Below are 15,589 nucleotides of genomic sequence, written 5' to 3' on the forward strand. Positions count from 1 at the left end.
GTGGCGGTAGACCCCGCCGCCAGCCCGGCATCGAGGGTCACATCGTCGTGGTGAACGTGTGGGTTCCGGCGCCCACCTCCTGCGGGATGGCCCCCGGCAGGTCCACCTCGGCGACCGTCCCCGGGGGCACGGTCGCCGTGACCGTGAGCGTCTCGCCGTCCCGTTCCCACGAGACGGACGCGAGGCCGTACGGGGTGTCGAGGCGGGCCGAGGCGTGGGTCAGGTCGCCGCCCGGCCGCGGGGCGACGCGCAGGCGGCGGTAGCCGGGAGCGGCCGGGGCGAGCCCGGCGACGGTGCGGTGCATCCAGTCGGCCACCGCGCCGAGCGCGTAGTGGTTGAACGAGGTCATCTCACCGGGGTTGACCGAGCCGTCGGGCAGCAGGCTGTCCCAGCGCTCCCAGATCGTCGTGGCGCCCATCGTCACCGGGTACAGCCAGGACGGGCAGTTGCGCTGGAGCAGCAGCCGGTAGGCCGTGTCGTACGCCCCGACCGAGCAGAGCGCGTCGCAGATGAGCGGCGTGCCGACGAACCCGGTGCCGATGCGGTGGTCGTCCTGGCCGACCAGCTCGACCAGGCGCCGCCCGGCCCGCTCCCGCTGCTCGGCCCCGTCCAGCAGGTCGAAGGTCAGGGCCAGGGCGTAGGCGGTCTGGGTGTCGCACGCCAGCCGCCCCGACGGGGTGACGAACTCCCGGCGGAACGCCTCGCGCACCTCCCGCGCCAGGGCCGCGTAGTGGCCGGCGTCGGAGTCGTGACCCAGCAGGGCCGCCGTCTCGGCCAGGACCGCGGCGGTGTGGGCGTGGTAGGCGGTGGCGACGAGCGCGTGGTCGGTACGGGCCCTGCCGGGGTCGTCCGGCGGCGCGGCCGGGTCCAGCCAGTCGCCGAACTGGAAGCCCTCGTTCCACAGGTGGTCGTCGCCGGCCAGCCCGTCCACCTGGTCCACCCACGCCTTCATGCTGGCGTACTGCCGGCGCAGCAGCCCGAGGTCGCCGAACCGCTGGTAGAGCGTCCACGGCACGAGCACCGCGGCATCGCCCCACGCGGCGGTCGGCGAGTTGCCGAACAGCAGCGGCACCCACGGCACGTAATGCGGCACGGTGCCCTCCTGGACCTGTTCGACGGCCAGGTCGGCGAGCCAGGACGCCAGCGGGCCCGAGCAGTCGTACAGGAACGCGGCGGCCGGTGCGAAGACCTGGATGTCGCCGGTCCAGCCGAGCCGCTCGTCGCGCTGGGGGCAGTCGGTGGGCAGATCGACGTAGTTGCCGCGCATGCTCCACACGACGTTGTCGTGCAGCCGGGACAGCAGCGGGTCTGAGCAGGTGAAGTCGCCGGTCCTGCGCATGTCGGTGTGGCAGACCACGGCCACCACGTCGGAGGCCGGGTCCAGCTCGCCGGGCCAGCCGTCGATCTGCGCGTAGCGGAAGCCGTGCGTGGTGAAGCGCGGCTCCCACTCCTCCGGCCCGTCGTCGCCGCGCAGCGTGTACTGGTCGAGCGCGGCGGCGTCGCGCAGCGGGCGGATGGCCAGCCCGCCGTTCTCCAGGACCTCGGCGTGCCGGAGCGTCACCGTGTGCCCGGCCGGGCCCTGGACGCGGATGCGCAGGCGGCCGGCGATGTTCTGGCCGAAGTCGAGGATCGTCTCCCCGTCCGGGCCGGTCAGCGTCTCCACCGGCGCCAGCGTCTCGATGCGCCGGACCGGCGGGCCCGTCGGCGCGACGAGCAGGGCCGGGTCGTGCGGCAGGGAGTCGGAGGGCAGCCAGGCCGCGTCGTCGAAGCCGGAGGCCGACCAGCCGGACGGCAGCAGGCGGGCGTCGTACTTCTCGCCGTCGTACAGACTGGCGGCGGTGACGGGCCCGGTCGCGCAGCGCCAGTTCTCGTCGGTGGCCAGCACGTCGGTGGTGCCGTCGGCGTAGGCGATCTCGAGCTGGGCGATGAGCGCGGTACGGTCGCCGTACAGGTCGCTCTTGCCGCCCCGGAAGCCGATCCGGCCCCGGTACCAGCCGTCGGCGAGGGTGGCGCCGATGGCGTTGGCGCCCTCGGTCAGCAGGTCGGTCACGTCGTGCGTGCGGTAGCGCAGACGGTGGCCGTAGCTGGTCCAGCCGGGTGCGAGCACGTCGTCGCTCACGACGCGGCCGTTGATCTCGGTCTCGTGGACGCCATGGGCGGTGACGTACAGGCGGGCCCGCTCGATCGGGCCGCGGACGGTGAAGTCGCGGCGCAGCAGCAGCGCGGGGCCGTCGGGGAGGCCCAGCAGCTCCAGCGGCGGCGCCGCCGCGCCCGCCGTCCAGTCGGCCGGCTCCAGCAGCCCGGCCTCCGCCCACGACCAGGGGCTCCAGTCGCTGACCGAGCCGTCGCGGCCGTGTACGCGCACCCGGGCGCCGCGCCGTTCGCGCGAGCCGAGTTCGCCGCCCGGCGAGGGCACGAGCACCGACTCCGCCGACTCGACCCGGCCGGTGGCCGTGCCGTCGCTGAGCTCGATCTCGTACGCCTGCTGCCGCCAGCCGGGAAGTTCGGTGGCGACGGTCCACGACAGACGCGGAGCGCTTTCGCCGATGCCGATGGGGTCGTGGTGGTGTTCGAAGACGGGCGCTTCGACATGCACGAGGGTCACGGGTCTCCTAGCCCTTGATGGCGCCGGCGGTCATGCCGGCGACGATCTTGCGGTTGAAGAAGATGAAGAGCAGCAACGGTGGGATCGTGATCAGGACGATGTCCATGAACAGCAGGTTCCACTGGGTGTTGTACTGGCTCTGGAAGTTGTAGAGGGTCACCTGCACGGTGGCGTTGTCGTCGCCGGGGGTGAAGTAGAGCGGGTTGACGAAGTCGTTGAAGATGGCCACCGACGTGGTCAGGACCACGGTGATGGTGACCGGCTTGAGCAGGGGGAAGATCACCCGGAAGAAGAGCGCGAGCCCGGTGCAGCCGTCGATCTGGGCGGCCTCGTCCAGTTCGCGCGGGATGGCCGCGATGAACGCCCGGAACAGCAGCACCGAGTACGCCATGTGGAAGGCCACCTCGATGAGGATCAGCCCCGGCAGGGTCTTGAACAGGCCGAGCGCCTGCAGCAGCCAGATGGTGGGCACGATCGCGGGCGGGATGATCAGGCCGGTCAGCACCAGGAAGTTGGCCACCGAGCCGAGCTTGCCCGTGCGGCGCTGCAGCACGAACGCGGCCATGGAGGCGAACACGACGATCAGCACGACCGACGCGACGGTCAGGACGGTGCTGTTGACGTAGGCGCGCAGCAGCACGTAGTCGCGGGCCTGGATCACGTCCACGAAGTTCTGCACGATCGGCCAGTTGGCCGGCCAGGCGAAGTCCAGGTCGGTGGCCTGCGTCTGGTCCTTGACCGCGGTCAGCAGCATGAGCGCGAACGGGATCAGGAAGATCACCCCGGCCAGCACCAGCGCGATCGCCTCGGCACCGAGCCTTCTCAGCGCGGTCATGCGGGCACCTGCCTTTTGCCGAGGAAGTAGTTGAGCGGGACGACGATGGCGGTGACCACGACGAACAGCAGCACGTTGCCGGCGGTGGACAGGCCGAAGAAGCCGGCCTGGTACTGCTTGTAGATGATCGAGGCGATGGTGTCGCTGGTGAAGCCGGGCCCGCCGCGCGTCATCGTCCAGATCAGGTCGAAGGAGCGCAGGCCGCCGATGAACGACAGGATGATCACGGAGTAGGTGGCGGGCCAGGACAGCGGGAGGGTGACGTGGCGGAAGCGGTGCCAGGCCCCGCCGCCGTCCACGGCGACCGCCTGGTAGTAGTCGCGGGGGATGGACAGGATGCCGGCGATGTAGATGACGGTGGCGATGCCGACGCCCTTCCACACGTCCACCAGGGCCACCGACAGCAGGGCGGTGCCGGCGTCGCCGAGCCAGTCGGGGCCGTCGATGCCGACCACGGCCAGGGCCTTGTTGACCAGGCCGGTGTCGGGTCTGAGCAGGGCGCTGAAGGTGATGCCGACCGCGACCGTGGAGACCAGGACGGGGAAGAACACCACCGAGCGCAGGAATCCGCGCAGCCGCAGTTTGCTGGTGAGCAGCACGCCGAGGAGCAGGCCGAGGACCACCTTGAGGCCGCTGGTGACGACGGCGTAGAACAGCGTGTTGGTGAAGCCGATGCGCAGGTTCTGCTCGGACAGGAAGTCGCGGAAGTTGTCCAGGCCCACGAAGGTGCTGTCGAACAGGGTCCAGCGGGTCAGCGCGAAGTAGAAGGCCATCACCGTCGGCACCAGGAAGATCACCAGGTAGACGACGGCGGCCGGCAGGTAGAGCGCGTACGGGTAGGCCGACCTGCGCTTGGCCGGGCCGGCGGGCGGCCGCGCGAGTGCCGGGCCGGGCCCCGAGCGGGGCCCGGCGTCCTGCCTGGTCACCACCCCGCGAGCCCCAACTGCTTGGCCTGCTTCTCGACATCCTTGTCGTACTGGGCCGCCCCTTCGGCGGCCGGCGTCAGCCCGGAGCCGACCGCGACGGTGATCTGCTCAAGCGACGGGCCCTTGACCGGGGACAGGAACTCCAGCGCGGGCGCGGTGGCGCTCTTGTCGATGTACGCCTGAAGGTCCTTGGCCACCTGCACGGCGTCGTCCGGCAGCTTGGCGCCCGTGATCCGGTACGGCCCCGAGGGTTGCACGACCTTGCTGACCGCTTCGGTCGCGGCCGGCGAGGCGACGAAGGCCAGGAACTTCTTGGCCGCGTCCAGGTTCTTGGTGGTCTTGGGGATGTAGACGCCGCCCGGCTCCCAGAGGGTGGCGCCGTTCTTGGCCGGGTCGGTGCCGGGGACGCCGAAGAAGCCGACGTCGGTGGCCGCCTGCGGCATCGTGTCCACCAGCGGCGGCACCTGGGCGCTGAGCATCGGGTAGTGCGCGCCCTTGCCCTCGACCAGCATCTTCATGCCCTGGTCGGCGGTCGCCGAGCCGAAGCCCTCGTTGAGATAGCCCTTGGCCTTGACGTCGGCCAGGTGCTGGAACCCGGCCAGCGCCGCCGGCGTGGTGGCGAACTTGGCCTTGCCCGCGGTGTAGTCGGCGGCGAAGTTCGGGACCGCGGCCTGCACGTTGTAGAAGTCGCCGAGCACGAACAGCTGCGAGGTCCAGGTGTCCTTGAACGTCGAGATCACCGGCGCGATCCCGGCCGCCTTGATCTTCTCGTTGTTGGCCATGAACTCGTCCCAGGTCTTCGGGACCTGCAGGCCGAGCTTCTCGTAGACCTTGCGGTTGTAGAGGATGCCGCCGCCCAGGGCGGTGCCGGAGGGCACGCCGAACACGTGGTCGCCCTGGCTCACCACCGGCAGGAAGTCCTTCTGGACGTTCTGGATCGCCGGGTCGCCGGCCAGGTCGACCAGGGTCTGCGACGGGTTGAGCGCTTGCAGCAGCGACCCGGAGTTGTACGCGAACACATCCGTCATGTCGCCCGTAGAGAGCCTGGTCTTGACGATGTTGTCGCCCTCGCTGCCGGGCGGTCGCGTCTCCATGTCGATCTTGATCTTGGGATTGGCCTTCATGAAGGCTTCCGTCATGGCCTTGGCCGTGTCGACCGAGCCCTGGCCGTTGTCCACGAGGTATTTCAGGGTGACCGTGCCGTCGGCTGCCGGCTCGGCGCCCGAGCTTGAGCCGCAGGAGGTCAGGGCCGTCATCGTGAGAACGGCCAGAGCCGCTCCCAGCGCGCGGTGAGAGGTCTTCACAACGCCCCTCCGGGTCCGTTGAATCGTTTTAACGCCCCCCGATGCGAGTTAACGTAAGCGTTACAGGGCCTGGCGGTCAAGGCTCGATTTGAGGAACGGTCCCCAATCGTGATCCACGTGGAGTGGGTGGACTCTTGGATATCCGATCTCTTGAATGGGTAACGTTATTCATCGCGGCACCGGCCTGGAGCTCGTACAATCGGGTCGCGTCGAGTCGAACGGGGTGCGTCACATGGTCACGCGCGACGGGCGGCGACGGGTGACGATCACCGATGTGGCGAGCCACGCCCGGGTCTCCACCACCGCCGTGTCGAAGGTGCTGCGCAATGCGTACGGGGTCAGCGAGGCGATGCGCGTCAAAGTGCAGGCCGCCATCGACGAGCTCGGCTACCGGCCGCAGGCCGCGGCCCGGGCGATGCGGGGGCGCACGTTCACGTTCGGCGTGGTGCTGCCGCACATCAGGAACCCGTTCTTCGCCGACATCCTCGACGGCTTCGACGAGCAGATCGCGGGCGCCGGCTACCAGGCCATCATCGTCCAGGGCAGCGGCAGGGACGCCGAGGCCGAGGTCCGCGCCATCGACGCCCTGGTGGACCGGCAGGTGGACGGCATCCTCGTCGTCGCCGCCGTCATCGCCAGGGCCCGCCTCGAAGAGATGGCCAGGAACACGCCCACCGTCGTGCTCGGCCGCCACGACCGTTCGGCGGTCTACGACTCCGTGCTCGACGACGACGAGGCGGGGGCCGAGCTGGCCGTCGAGCATCTCATCGCGCTCGGCCACCGCCGCATCGCGCACATCACGCAGAAGGACGTCGGAGCCGTCCGCTCCGTGACGCTGCTGCACACCATCAGGGCCAGGACGTACGAGCGGGTGATGGCCGAGCACGGCCTGGCCGAGCACATCGCTCTCGCAGCCACCGCCTACACCGAGGAAGGCGGCCACCAGGGGACGTGCGAGCTGCTGGCCCGCACGCCCCGGCCCACCGCGATCTTCGCCGGCGCCGACCAGGCGGCCTTCGGCGCGCTCGCGGCCATCCACGAGGCCGGGCTGGCCGTACCCGGCGACGTCTCCGTGGTCGGCTACGACAACGCGCGCGCGGCGGCCCTTTCCCACATCTCGCTGACCAGCGTGGACCAGGACGGGATCATCATGGGCAAGACGGCGGGGCGGCTGCTGCTGGAGCGGATCGAGGGCCGCACGACGGCGGTGCGCTTCTCCGTCACGCCCACCCTGGTGACCCGCCGCTCCACCGCCCCGCCCGCCTGACGCGCGGGGGTCAGGTCAGAAGGAGTACGGGCCGAAGCGACCCCAGGCCACGACGGCGGCCAGCAGGAGGAGCACCGCGTTGATGGCGATCCCCTGGTATTCCTTGCGGCGGGCGTGGACGACCGCGGCCCCGATCATGACGATGACCAGGCCGGCGGCGGCCAGCGGCGTCAGCACCGGGACGATGCCCAGCGCCGCGGGCAGGATGAGCCCGATGCCGGCCAGCGCCTCCAGGGCGCCGATGCCCTTGACGGCGCCGGCGGAGAAGTCCTCCGTCCAGGCCAGGCCGGAGGTGGCCAGCTTCTCCTTCGGCTGGGACAGCTTCATCAGCCCGGCCCCGAAGAAGGCCAGGGCGAGGAGGCTGGCGATGATCCACAAAACGACGTTCATCGGGAGTCCGATCGATGGCGAGATGACTTAAAGCTTCAACCGGAAGATACGCACGTCGCACTTGAAGCGTCAAGCATGAGTGGACGCGTGATCACTTGATTCATCAAGTTAGAGTGGAGAACATGGAGCACCCTCAGGAGCCGCGCTGGCTGACCGTCGAGGAGATGGAGAGCTGGCTGGCTCTGATCACCGTGCTGATCAAGCTGCCGGCCGCGCTGGACGGGCAGTTGCTGCGCGACGCCGGGATCAGCCACTTCGAATATCAGGTGCTGGCGGGGCTGTCGATGACCCCCGAACGCACCATGCGCATGAGCGACCTGGCGATGATCTCGGAGGGGTCGCTGTCCCGCCTGTCCCACGTCGTCAACCGGCTGGAGAAGCGCGGTTGGGTGCGCCGCACGCCGGACCCGGACGACGGCCGCTACACCCTGGCCATCCTCACCGGGGAGGGCTGGGAGAAGGTCGTCGAGACCGCCCCCGGGCACGTCGAGGCCGTACGCGGCTTCGTCTTCGACCCCCTCACCAAGGCGCAGATCCGGCAGCTGCGCGACATCGGCCGCCGCATCACCCACGCCATCGACCCCGGCGACAGCTGCCTCGAACGGCACCCGGCCACCGCGCGCCCGGAGCCCGACCCTGACCCAACCCCCAACCGGGAGCCCTCATGACGTCCATCCTCAACCCGGACATCCCCGCCGGGGCCTACGACGCGTTCCTGCCCGGCGCGCTGCCCCGGGCGCGGGCCCAGCGCCCCTGGACGCCCGCAGACGGCCCGCTCCCCGCTCTCTACCTCAGCCACGGAGCGCCCCCGCTCTTCGACGACGGGCCCTGGATCGGCGAGCTGTTCGCCTGGGCGCAGTCGCTGCCCAAGCCCAGGAGCATCCTTATCGTCTCCGCCCACTGGGAGGCCGCGCCGCTGGCCCTGTCCGCGCCCGCCGCCGGCACCCCGCTGGTCTACGACTTCGGCGGCTTCCACCCGCGCTACTACGCCATGACGTACGACACCCCCGACGCCGGCGCGCTCGCCCGGCGGGTGGCCGCGATGATGCCTGACGGCGAGCCGGTCCACCAGCACCCCAGCCGCGGCCTCGACCACGGGGCGTGGGTGCCGCTGATGGCCATGTACCCGCTGGGCGACATCCCGGTGCTGCAGCTCAGCATGCCGACCCACGACCCCGACCGGCTGCTGGAGCTCGGGGCGCGGCTGGCCCCGCTGCGGGAGGAGGGCGTGCTCGTGATCGGCTCGGGGTTCATGACGCACGGGCTCCCCTTCGTCACCTCGGAGATGCTCCACCGGGGTGTCGTCCCCGCCTGGTCCTCCGACTTCGACGCCTGGGCGGCCGACGCCCTGGCCAGGGGTGACGTGGGGGAGCTGGCGGCGTTCCGGACCCGCGCGCCCGGCATGCCGTACGCGCATCCGACCGTCGACCACTACATCCCGCTGTTCGTCACGCTGGGGGCGGGCGGCCGGGTGGACCGGCCGGTGACGACGGTCATCGACGGCTACATGATCGGATTCTCCAAGCGGTCCTTCCAGACGGTCGCGTAGCGCCGATACGTACGGCAAGAATCCAGAAAGTTTCGGTCAGCGTGACGGCGGCGCGGTGCTGGCGCGGACGATCAGCTCGGTGCCCAGCTCGACCCGGGTCTGCGCCAGCGGCTCGCCCTGCGCGAGCTTCATGAGCATGGCGGTGGCCGTGGCGGCCATCTCGGTGAGCGGCTGGCGGACCGTGGTCAGCGGCGGGACCGCCCACTCCACCGAGGGCAGGTCGTCGAAGCCGACGACGCTCAGGTCACCGGGGATGCGCAGGCCCAGCTCGTAGGCGGCGCGATAGACGCCGACGGCCTCCCCGTCGTTGCAGGCGAAGATCGCGGTCGGCGGGTCGGGCAGGCGCAGCAGCCGGTGGGCCTGGGCCAGGCCGCCCTCGATGACGAAGTCGCCCGAGCCGATCAGCTCGGGGTCGACGGGCACCCCGGCCAGGTCGAGCGCGGTGCGGTAGCCGTCGAGCCGGGCCCTGCTGGACAGGGCCCAGTCGGGCCCGGTGATGACGGCGATGCGGCGATGGCCGAGGTCGATCAGGTGGCGGGTGGCCGACAGGCCGCCGCTCCAGTTGCCCGCGCCGACCGAGGGGACGCCGGGCCCGGGGTCGCCCGACGGGTCGAGCAGCACGATGGGGATGTCACGGGTGACGAGCTGGTCGCGCTGCTCCTCGGTCAGGCCGGAGAACACCGCGATCACGCCCGCCGGGCGGCGGCTCAGCACGCCTTCGATCCAGCCGTGCCCGGGACCGGAGCGCTGCTGCATGTCGGAGATCACCACGGCCAGGTGATGCTCGCGGGCGACCTGGTCGACCCCCTTGATCATCTCGATCGGATAGTCGCCGCCCAGAGCGTGGAACACCACCTCCACCAGGGCTGACGCGTTGACCCGCCGGCGCTGCCGGCGGTAGCCGTGGCGGCGGATGAGGCCCTCGACGAGGGCGCGGGTCTCGGGGGCGACCTCGGAACGGCCGTTGACCACCTTGGAGACGGTCGCGGTGGACACGCCGGCCAGCTCGGCGAGCTGCGTGATGGTCAGCGGCTGGGGCGTGGCGGACGGCTCCTCGGCGGCGGTCATGGCCGCAGTCTAACGGGATGGTTTCGGAATGTGGGACCGATTGTTTCGGCGGTCTTACGAGGAGGTTCTTGACGGGTTTCGGGAATTCGACCTAGAGTCCGGGCTTAACGATCGGACCCTGGACCGAAACTTTCCGACGCGCTGGCGACCCCCCCCACTCGAAGGAGCGCGGCATGCACCGACCTGTCTCCCAACGCGGCGTGACGGCAGCGCCCGCCTACTACGTCCTCGCCACAGCGCTCCGCTCCTGAGCGCCGGACCCCACCGAAAGAGACCGACGTGAAGTTCCGCAACGTAACCCCGGTCGTGCTCGCCGCGGCCCTCGCCCTGTCCACGGCCGCCTGCGGTGGCGGCGGTGGCGGCACCCCGTCCCAGCCGTCGGGCGGCGACAGCAAGTCGTTCGAGTTCTGGTCGTTCTCCGGGATCGACCAGAAGGCCTCCGTCGACGACTACCAGAAGCAGAACCCGGGCGTGCAGATCAAGCTCACCGAGGTGGGCAGCTCGGTCGAGACGGCGCAGGCGCTCACCACGGCGCTGGCCGGAGGCAAGGTGCCCGACCTCGTCCTCATCCAGGGCGACGACCTGCCCAAGTTCGTCCAGCAGCCCCAGAACTTCTACGACCTGCGCCAGCTCGGCGCCGACAAGGTCAAGGGCGACTACCTCGACTGGGTGATGAGCGCGAGCACCGCCAAGGGCGGTGAGATCATCGGCATCCCGACGGACGTGGGCGGCATGGCCGTCGCCTACCGGGCCGACCTGTTCAAGGAGGCCGGGCTGCCGACCGACCGCGAGGAGGTGGGCAAGCTCTGGCCCACCTGGGACGCCTTCATCGAGACCGGCAAGAAGTACACCGCCAAGACCGGCAAGGCGTTCATGGACAACGCGGCCACCAGCGTGTTCTACCAGGCGGTCAACCAGGGGCCGCAGAAGTACTACGACCCCTCGGGCAACGTCGTCTACAGCACCAGCCCGCAGGTCAAGACGGCCTTCGACCTGTCGCTCAAGGCCGTGCAGGCCGGGATCACGGCCAAGCAGGGCTCGTTCACCGAGGGCTGGACCGCGGGCATGGGCAAGGGCCAGTTCGCGGTGATCTCCGCGCCGTCGTGGATGCTGGGTGCGATCCGCAGGAACGCCCCCGACACCAAGGGCAAGTGGGACGTCGCCACCATCCCCGGCGGGGCGGGCAACTGGGGCGGCAGCTACCTGGCGATCCCCAAGGGCGCCAAGAACGCCAAGGCGGCCTGGGAGTACATCACCAAGACCCAGTCGCCGCAGGGCCAGCTGACGCACTTCCTGGACTCCGGCTCGCTGCCCACGACCCCGTCGGTCTACAAGGACGCCAAGCTCACCGGGCTGAAGGACGAGTTCTTCTCCGGCGCGACGATCGGCGCGATCTACACGAACTCGCTGCTCGGGCTCAAGCCGTTCTACATCGGCCCGGACAGCTCCGCCATCGGCCAGGAGCTGCAGAACGCGATCACGAACGTCGAGCAGGGCAAGGGCGACCCGGCCAAGGCGTGGGACACGGCGCTGGCCAACGTCAAGACGGCCATCGGCAAGTAGACCAGCGTGACGACGAGCCTCAGCACGTCGCGGGCGGTGGAGACGCCGCCCGCGCTCACGACTCGGGTGCGGCAGAGCATCGGCGAGCGCATCGCCCCTTACTTCTACATCGCCCCGTTCTTCCTGATCTTCGCGGTCTTCGGCCTGGTTCCGCTGCTGTTCACGTTCTACGTGGCGCTGTTCGACTGGAACCCCATCGGCGAGCACGTCTTCATCGGCTTCGACAACTTCAGCCGCCTGCTCGCCGACGCCCGGTTCTGGAACGCGGTCAGGAACACGATCAGCATCTGGGTGCTGTCCACCGTCCCGCAGCTGGTCCTGGCGCTGCTCCTGGCCCACCTGCTCAACCACGCGCGGCTGCGGCTGGCGGTGTTCTTCCGGATGTCGATGCTGGTGCCGTACATCACCTCGGTGGCGGCCACCACGATCGTCTTCGCCCAGATGTTCGACCGCGACTACGGCCTGCTCAACTGGCTGCTCGGGTTCGTCGGCGTGGAGCCCATCGACTTCAAGCAGTCGGTGTGGGGGAGCCACCTGCTGATCGCCGTGATGGTGACCTGGCGCTGGTTCGGCTACACGACCCTGCTCTACCTGGCCTCGCTGCAGGCGATCCCGCGCGCGATCTACGAGGCGGCCGCGGTGGACGGCGCCGGCGGGTGGAAGCAGTTCCGGCACATCTCGATCCCGTCGCTGCGGCCGGTCATCGTGTTCACGGTCGTGACCTCGACGATCGGCGGGCTGCAGATCTTCACCGAGCCGCTGCTGATCTCCCGGTCGCAGACCTGCGGGGCGATCCGGCAGTGCCAGACGCTCACGTTGTTCCTGTACGAGCAGGGCTTCGGCCAGTTCCAGTTCGGTTACGGCGCGGCCATCGGCGTGGCCCTGTTCGTCCTCGTCATCGTCGCCGCGACGGTCAACTACCTCCTGTCCACCCGCATCCGCCCGGAGCGCTGATGACCGCCAAGAGCAATCGGGTCCCCTGGTGGACCTACCTCCTGCTGGGGCTGGCCGCGTTCGCCTGCATCTTCCCGCTGTACTGGATGTTCGTGGTGGCCACGACCGACTCGGCGACCGCCACCCAGCTGCCGCCGAAGATCACGCCGGGCGGTAACTTCTTCCACCTGGCCGAGCTGGTGTTCACGACCGTGCCGTTCGTGCGCTCGATCGTCAACAGCCTGATCGTGGCCGGGACGATCGCCGTCGGGCACGCGGTGCTCTGCTCCCTGGCCGGGTTCGCCTTCGCCAAGCTGCGCTTCCCCGGCCGCAACGTGCTCTTCCTGATCGTCGTGCTCACCATGACCGTGCCCACGCAGCTCGCGGTCATCCCGCAGTACATGATCATCTCTGCCCTGGACTGGGTGGACACGTTGCAGGCCCTCATCGTGCCCGGCCTGGCCAGCGCGTTCGGCATCTTCTGGATGCGCCAGCACCTGTCCACGACGATCAGCGACGAGATCCTGCAGGCGGCCCGCATCGACGGGGCGAACACCTGGCAGATCTTCTGGCGCATCGCGTTCCCGCTGGTGCGGCCGGCCGCGTTCGTGCTCGGGCTGCTCGGCTTCGTCACCTCGTGGAACGACTTCCTGTGGCCGTTCATCGTGCTGAAGTCGCCCGAGATGTACACCGCGCAGATCGCCATCAAGGCGCTGCAGAACAGCCTCGACGTCGACCTCGGCCTGGCCATGTCGGGCTCTTTCCTGGCCACCCTGCCGCTGCTGGTGCTGTTCGTGTTCGTCGGCAGGCGGATGGTGGCCGGGATCATGGACGGCGCCTTCAAGGGCTGAGAACTCACATTAAGGAAGTCATGACATTCGTGAATGAGCCGTGGCGTGACCGCGGCCGCCCGTCCGCCGAACGCGTCGAGGTCCTGCTGGCCGAGATGACGCTGGAGGAGAAGGTCGCGCAGCTCGGCTCCGTGTGGATCCAGACCGACGACCCCGGCAACGTCGCGCCCCTGCAGGACCGCTTCGCCGCGGTGGATGGCCTGGAGGAGCGGCTGCGCGACGGGGTCGGGCATCTCACCCGCGTGTACGGCACCGCGCCGCTGTCCGCGGCCGAGGGAGCGGCCCGGCTGCGGGAGCTGCAGGAGCGCGTGGTGACCTCGAACCGGCTCGGCGTGCCCGCGATCGCCCATGAGGAGTGCCTGACCGGGTTCGCGACGTTCGGGGCGACCGCGTACCCGACGCCGCTGGCCTGGGCGGCGACGTTCGACCCCGGTCTGGTCGAGCGCATGGCGGCGGCGATCGGCGCCGATCTGCGGGCCGCGGGCGTGCACCAGGGCCTGTCGCCGGTGCTGGACGTCGTACGTGACTATCGCTGGGGGCGGGTCGAGGAGACGCTGGGCGAGGATCCGTACCTGGTGGGCAAGATCGGCACGGCCTACGTGCGCGGGCTGGAAAACGCCGGGATCATCGCCACCCTGAAGCACTTCGCCGGCTACGCGGCCTCACGCGCGGCCCGCAACCACGCACCCGTCAGCATCGGGCCGCGCGAGCTCGCCGACGTGATCCTCCCGCCGTTCGCGACGGCGCTGCGCGAGGGCGGCGCGCGTTCGGTGATGAACTCCTACACCGACCTCGACGGCGTCCCCGCCGCCGCCAGCGCGGACCTGCTGCGGCGGCTGCTGCGGGACGAGTGGGGGTTCGAGGGGACGGTGGTGTCGGACTACTGGTCCGTCCCGTTCCTCGCGTCCATGCACCGGGTGGCCGAGGACGTCGCAGCGGCGGGCGCGATCGCGCTGTCGGCCGGGATCGACGTGGAGCTCCCCGACACCCGCGGGTACGGCCGCAACCTGGTCGAGCAGGTGAAGGCGGGCCACGTCGACGAGGCGCTCGTGGACGAGTCGGTACGCCGCGTGCTCCGGCAGAAGGTCGACCTCGGCCTGCTGGACGGCGGCCCGCTCGTCCCGGACGGCGCCGAGGACGTGGACCTGGACAGCGCGCGCAACCGCGAGCTGGCCGCCGAGGTGGCGGAACGTTCCATCGTGCTGCTGTCCAACGCCGGCCGGGCCCTGCCCGTCGACCCGCTCATGACGCGGCGGCTGGCGGTCATCGGGCCGTGCGCCGACGACCCGCGTACCCTCATGGGCTGCTACTCCTTCCCCAACCACGTGCTCGACCGCTTCCCCGAGAGCGGCATGGGACTGCCGGTCGCCTCGATCCTGGAGGGCCTGACGGCCGAGTTCCCCAACGCCGACGTGCGCCACTGCCTCGGCGCCGAGGTGTCGGGCGACGACGGGTCGGGGATCCCTGGGGCTGCCGAGGTCGCCGCCCAGGCCGACCTGGTGCTGCTGTTCGTCGGCGACCGGGCCGGGATGTTCGGCGGCGGCACGTCGGGCGAGGGCTGCGACGCGGCCGACCTGCGGCTGCCCGGCCGCCAGGCCGACCTGGTCGAGGCGGTCCTGGCGACCGGCACGCCGACCGTGCTGGTCGTGGTGTCGGGGCGGCCGTACGCGCTCGGCGCCTACAAGGACCGGGTGGCCGCCGCGGTCCAGGCGTTCTTCCCCGGGGTCGAAGGCGCGGCCGCGGTCGCCGGTGTGCTCAGCGGCAGGGTGAACCCGTCCGGGCGGCTGCCCGTGCAGATCCCGCACTCGCCGTTCGTGAACCCGTCCACCTACCTCCAGCCGCCCCTGGGGCAGAAGGCGGAGGGCATCACGGTGCTCGACCCGACCCCGGCCTTCCCCTTCGGGCACGGGCTGTCGTACGCGGCGATCGCGTACGAGACCATGCGGACGTCGCGGGCGGAATACGGCACGGACGGCGTGGTCGACGTGCGGGTGACCGTGCGCAACGACGGTGACCGGCGCGCCGAGGAGGTCGTGCAGGTCTACGCCACCGACCCGGTGGCCCAGGTCGCCCGGCCCGTCCGGTGGCTGGTCGGCTTCGCCCGCGTGCCCCTGGACGCGGGGGAGAGCCGCGAGGTGGTCTTGGAGGTGCCCGCCGAGGCGTTCTCGTTCACCGGGCTCGGCGGGCGGCGGCTCGTCGAACCGGGGGAGATCGTGCTGTCCACCGGGCCGTCGGCCGCCGACCTGCCGCTGAGCGCGTCCATCCGGCTGGTCGTCGATCCCGGGAAGGAGGGCTGAA

General features: G+C 70.5%; 13 protein-coding genes. 7 read left to right on the forward strand and 6 right to left on the reverse strand.

The annotated features are described in order from the left end of the window. Positions 1–37 precede the first annotated feature (37 nt). The 4 genes from AB0L65_RS40470 to AB0L65_RS40485 are packed head-to-tail and all read right to left on the reverse strand — an operon-like array spanning position 38 to position 5,670. Positions 38–2,605: a family 78 glycoside hydrolase catalytic domain gene (locus AB0L65_RS40470; RefSeq protein WP_364257067.1), complete on the reverse strand. Its 2,568-nt coding sequence runs from the start codon at positions 2,603–2,605 to the stop codon at positions 38–40. 7 nt (positions 2,606–2,612) lie between these two features. Further along, entirely contained in the window at positions 2,613–3,440 is an 828-nt protein-coding gene (locus AB0L65_RS40475; protein WP_364257070.1) for a carbohydrate ABC transporter permease, read from the reverse strand. Next, on the reverse strand, positions 3,437–4,366 hold the full coding sequence (locus AB0L65_RS40480; RefSeq protein ID WP_364257073.1) for a sugar ABC transporter permease: 930 nt from the start codon (positions 4,364–4,366) through the stop codon (positions 3,437–3,439). The genes AB0L65_RS40475 and AB0L65_RS40480 overlap by 4 nt, the downstream gene beginning before the upstream one ends. Continuing rightward, positions 4,363–5,670: an extracellular solute-binding protein gene (locus AB0L65_RS40485; protein ID WP_364257076.1), complete on the reverse strand. Its 1,308-nt coding sequence runs from the start codon at positions 5,668–5,670 to the stop codon at positions 4,363–4,365. Before AB0L65_RS40485 ends, AB0L65_RS40480 begins: the two co-directional genes overlap by 4 nt. Before the next feature lie 232 nt (positions 5,671–5,902). Here AB0L65_RS40485 and AB0L65_RS40490 point away from each other — a divergent pair, with 232 nt between their 5' ends. Beyond that, positions 5,903–6,937: a LacI family DNA-binding transcriptional regulator gene (locus tag AB0L65_RS40490; protein ID WP_364257079.1), complete on the forward strand. Its 1,035-nt coding sequence runs from the start codon at positions 5,903–5,905 to the stop codon at positions 6,935–6,937. 15 nt (positions 6,938–6,952) lie between these two features. Here the strand turns inward: AB0L65_RS40490 and AB0L65_RS40495 are convergent, their stop codons facing one another. Beyond that, a complete protein-coding gene (locus AB0L65_RS40495; protein ID WP_364257082.1) occupies positions 6,953–7,327 on the reverse strand; it encodes a DoxX family protein in 375 nt (124 codons plus the stop codon). 122 nt (positions 7,328–7,449) lie between these two features. Between AB0L65_RS40495 and AB0L65_RS40500 the strand changes: the two genes are divergently transcribed. Together AB0L65_RS40500 and AB0L65_RS40505 are read left to right on the forward strand one after the other, a co-directional pair. Next, positions 7,450–7,995: a MarR family winged helix-turn-helix transcriptional regulator gene (locus AB0L65_RS40500; protein ID WP_364257085.1), complete on the forward strand. Its 546-nt coding sequence runs from the start codon at positions 7,450–7,452 to the stop codon at positions 7,993–7,995. Further along, on the forward strand, positions 7,992–8,876 hold the full coding sequence (locus AB0L65_RS40505; protein WP_364257088.1) for a class III extradiol ring-cleavage dioxygenase: 885 nt from the start codon (positions 7,992–7,994) through the stop codon (positions 8,874–8,876). Before AB0L65_RS40500 ends, AB0L65_RS40505 begins: the two co-directional genes overlap by 4 nt. A gap of 36 nt (positions 8,877–8,912) precedes the next feature. Here AB0L65_RS40505 and AB0L65_RS40510 read toward each other — a convergent pair whose 3' ends face one another. After that, positions 8,913–9,944 (reverse strand): LacI family DNA-binding transcriptional regulator, encoded by a 1,032-nt coding sequence (locus AB0L65_RS40510; RefSeq protein ID WP_364257090.1) that lies wholly within the window; start codon positions 9,942–9,944, stop codon positions 8,913–8,915. A gap of 279 nt (positions 9,945–10,223) precedes the next feature. Between AB0L65_RS40510 and AB0L65_RS40515 the strand changes: the two genes are divergently transcribed. The 4 genes from AB0L65_RS40515 to AB0L65_RS40530 are packed head-to-tail and all read left to right on the forward strand — an operon-like array spanning position 10,224 to position 15,588. After that, entirely contained in the window at positions 10,224–11,507 is a 1,284-nt protein-coding gene (locus AB0L65_RS40515) for an extracellular solute-binding protein (protein WP_364257093.1), read from the forward strand. A gap of 6 nt (positions 11,508–11,513) precedes the next feature. Next, positions 11,514–12,461 (forward strand): sugar ABC transporter permease, encoded by a 948-nt coding sequence (locus AB0L65_RS40520; protein ID WP_364257096.1) that lies wholly within the window; start codon positions 11,514–11,516, stop codon positions 12,459–12,461. Then, complete coding sequence (locus tag AB0L65_RS40525) at positions 12,461–13,291, forward strand: carbohydrate ABC transporter permease (RefSeq protein ID WP_364257099.1); 831 nt, start codon at positions 12,461–12,463, stop codon at positions 13,289–13,291. Before AB0L65_RS40520 ends, AB0L65_RS40525 begins: the two co-directional genes overlap by 1 nt. Positions 13,292–13,311: 20 nt before the next feature. Beyond that, positions 13,312–15,588: a glycoside hydrolase family 3 N-terminal domain-containing protein gene (locus AB0L65_RS40530; protein WP_364257102.1), complete on the forward strand. Its 2,277-nt coding sequence runs from the start codon at positions 13,312–13,314 to the stop codon at positions 15,586–15,588. The last annotated feature ends 1 nt before the right edge of the window (position 15,589 follow it).

The organism is Nonomuraea sp. NPDC052116 (assembly GCF_040680035.1).
Lineage (GTDB): Bacteria > Actinomycetota > Actinomycetes > Streptosporangiales > Streptosporangiaceae > Nonomuraea > Nonomuraea angiospora_A.

Bases quoted from the DNA above. Each gene is read 5' to 3' on its own strand.
- AB0L65_RS40475 (WP_364257070.1), bottom strand. From the start codon at position 3,440: ATGACCGCGCTGAGAAGGCTCGGTGCCGAGGCGATCGCGCTGGTGCTG.
- AB0L65_RS40490 (WP_364257079.1), top strand. From the start codon at position 5,903: ATGGTCACGCGCGACGGGCGGCGACGGGTGACGATCACCGATGTGGCG.
- AB0L65_RS40495 (WP_364257082.1), bottom strand. From the start codon at position 7,327: ATGAACGTCGTTTTGTGGATCATCGCCAGCCTCCTCGCCCTGGCCTTC.
- AB0L65_RS40500 (WP_364257085.1), top strand. From the start codon at position 7,450: ATGGAGCACCCTCAGGAGCCGCGCTGGCTGACCGTCGAGGAGATGGAG.
- AB0L65_RS40505 (WP_364257088.1), top strand. From the start codon at position 7,992: ATGACGTCCATCCTCAACCCGGACATCCCCGCCGGGGCCTACGACGCG.
- AB0L65_RS40510 (WP_364257090.1), bottom strand. From the start codon at position 9,944: ATGACCGCCGCCGAGGAGCCGTCCGCCACGCCCCAGCCGCTGACCATC.
- AB0L65_RS40525 (WP_364257099.1), top strand. From the start codon at position 12,461: ATGACCGCCAAGAGCAATCGGGTCCCCTGGTGGACCTACCTCCTGCTG.
- AB0L65_RS40530 (WP_364257102.1), top strand. From the start codon at position 13,312: ATGACATTCGTGAATGAGCCGTGGCGTGACCGCGGCCGCCCGTCCGCC.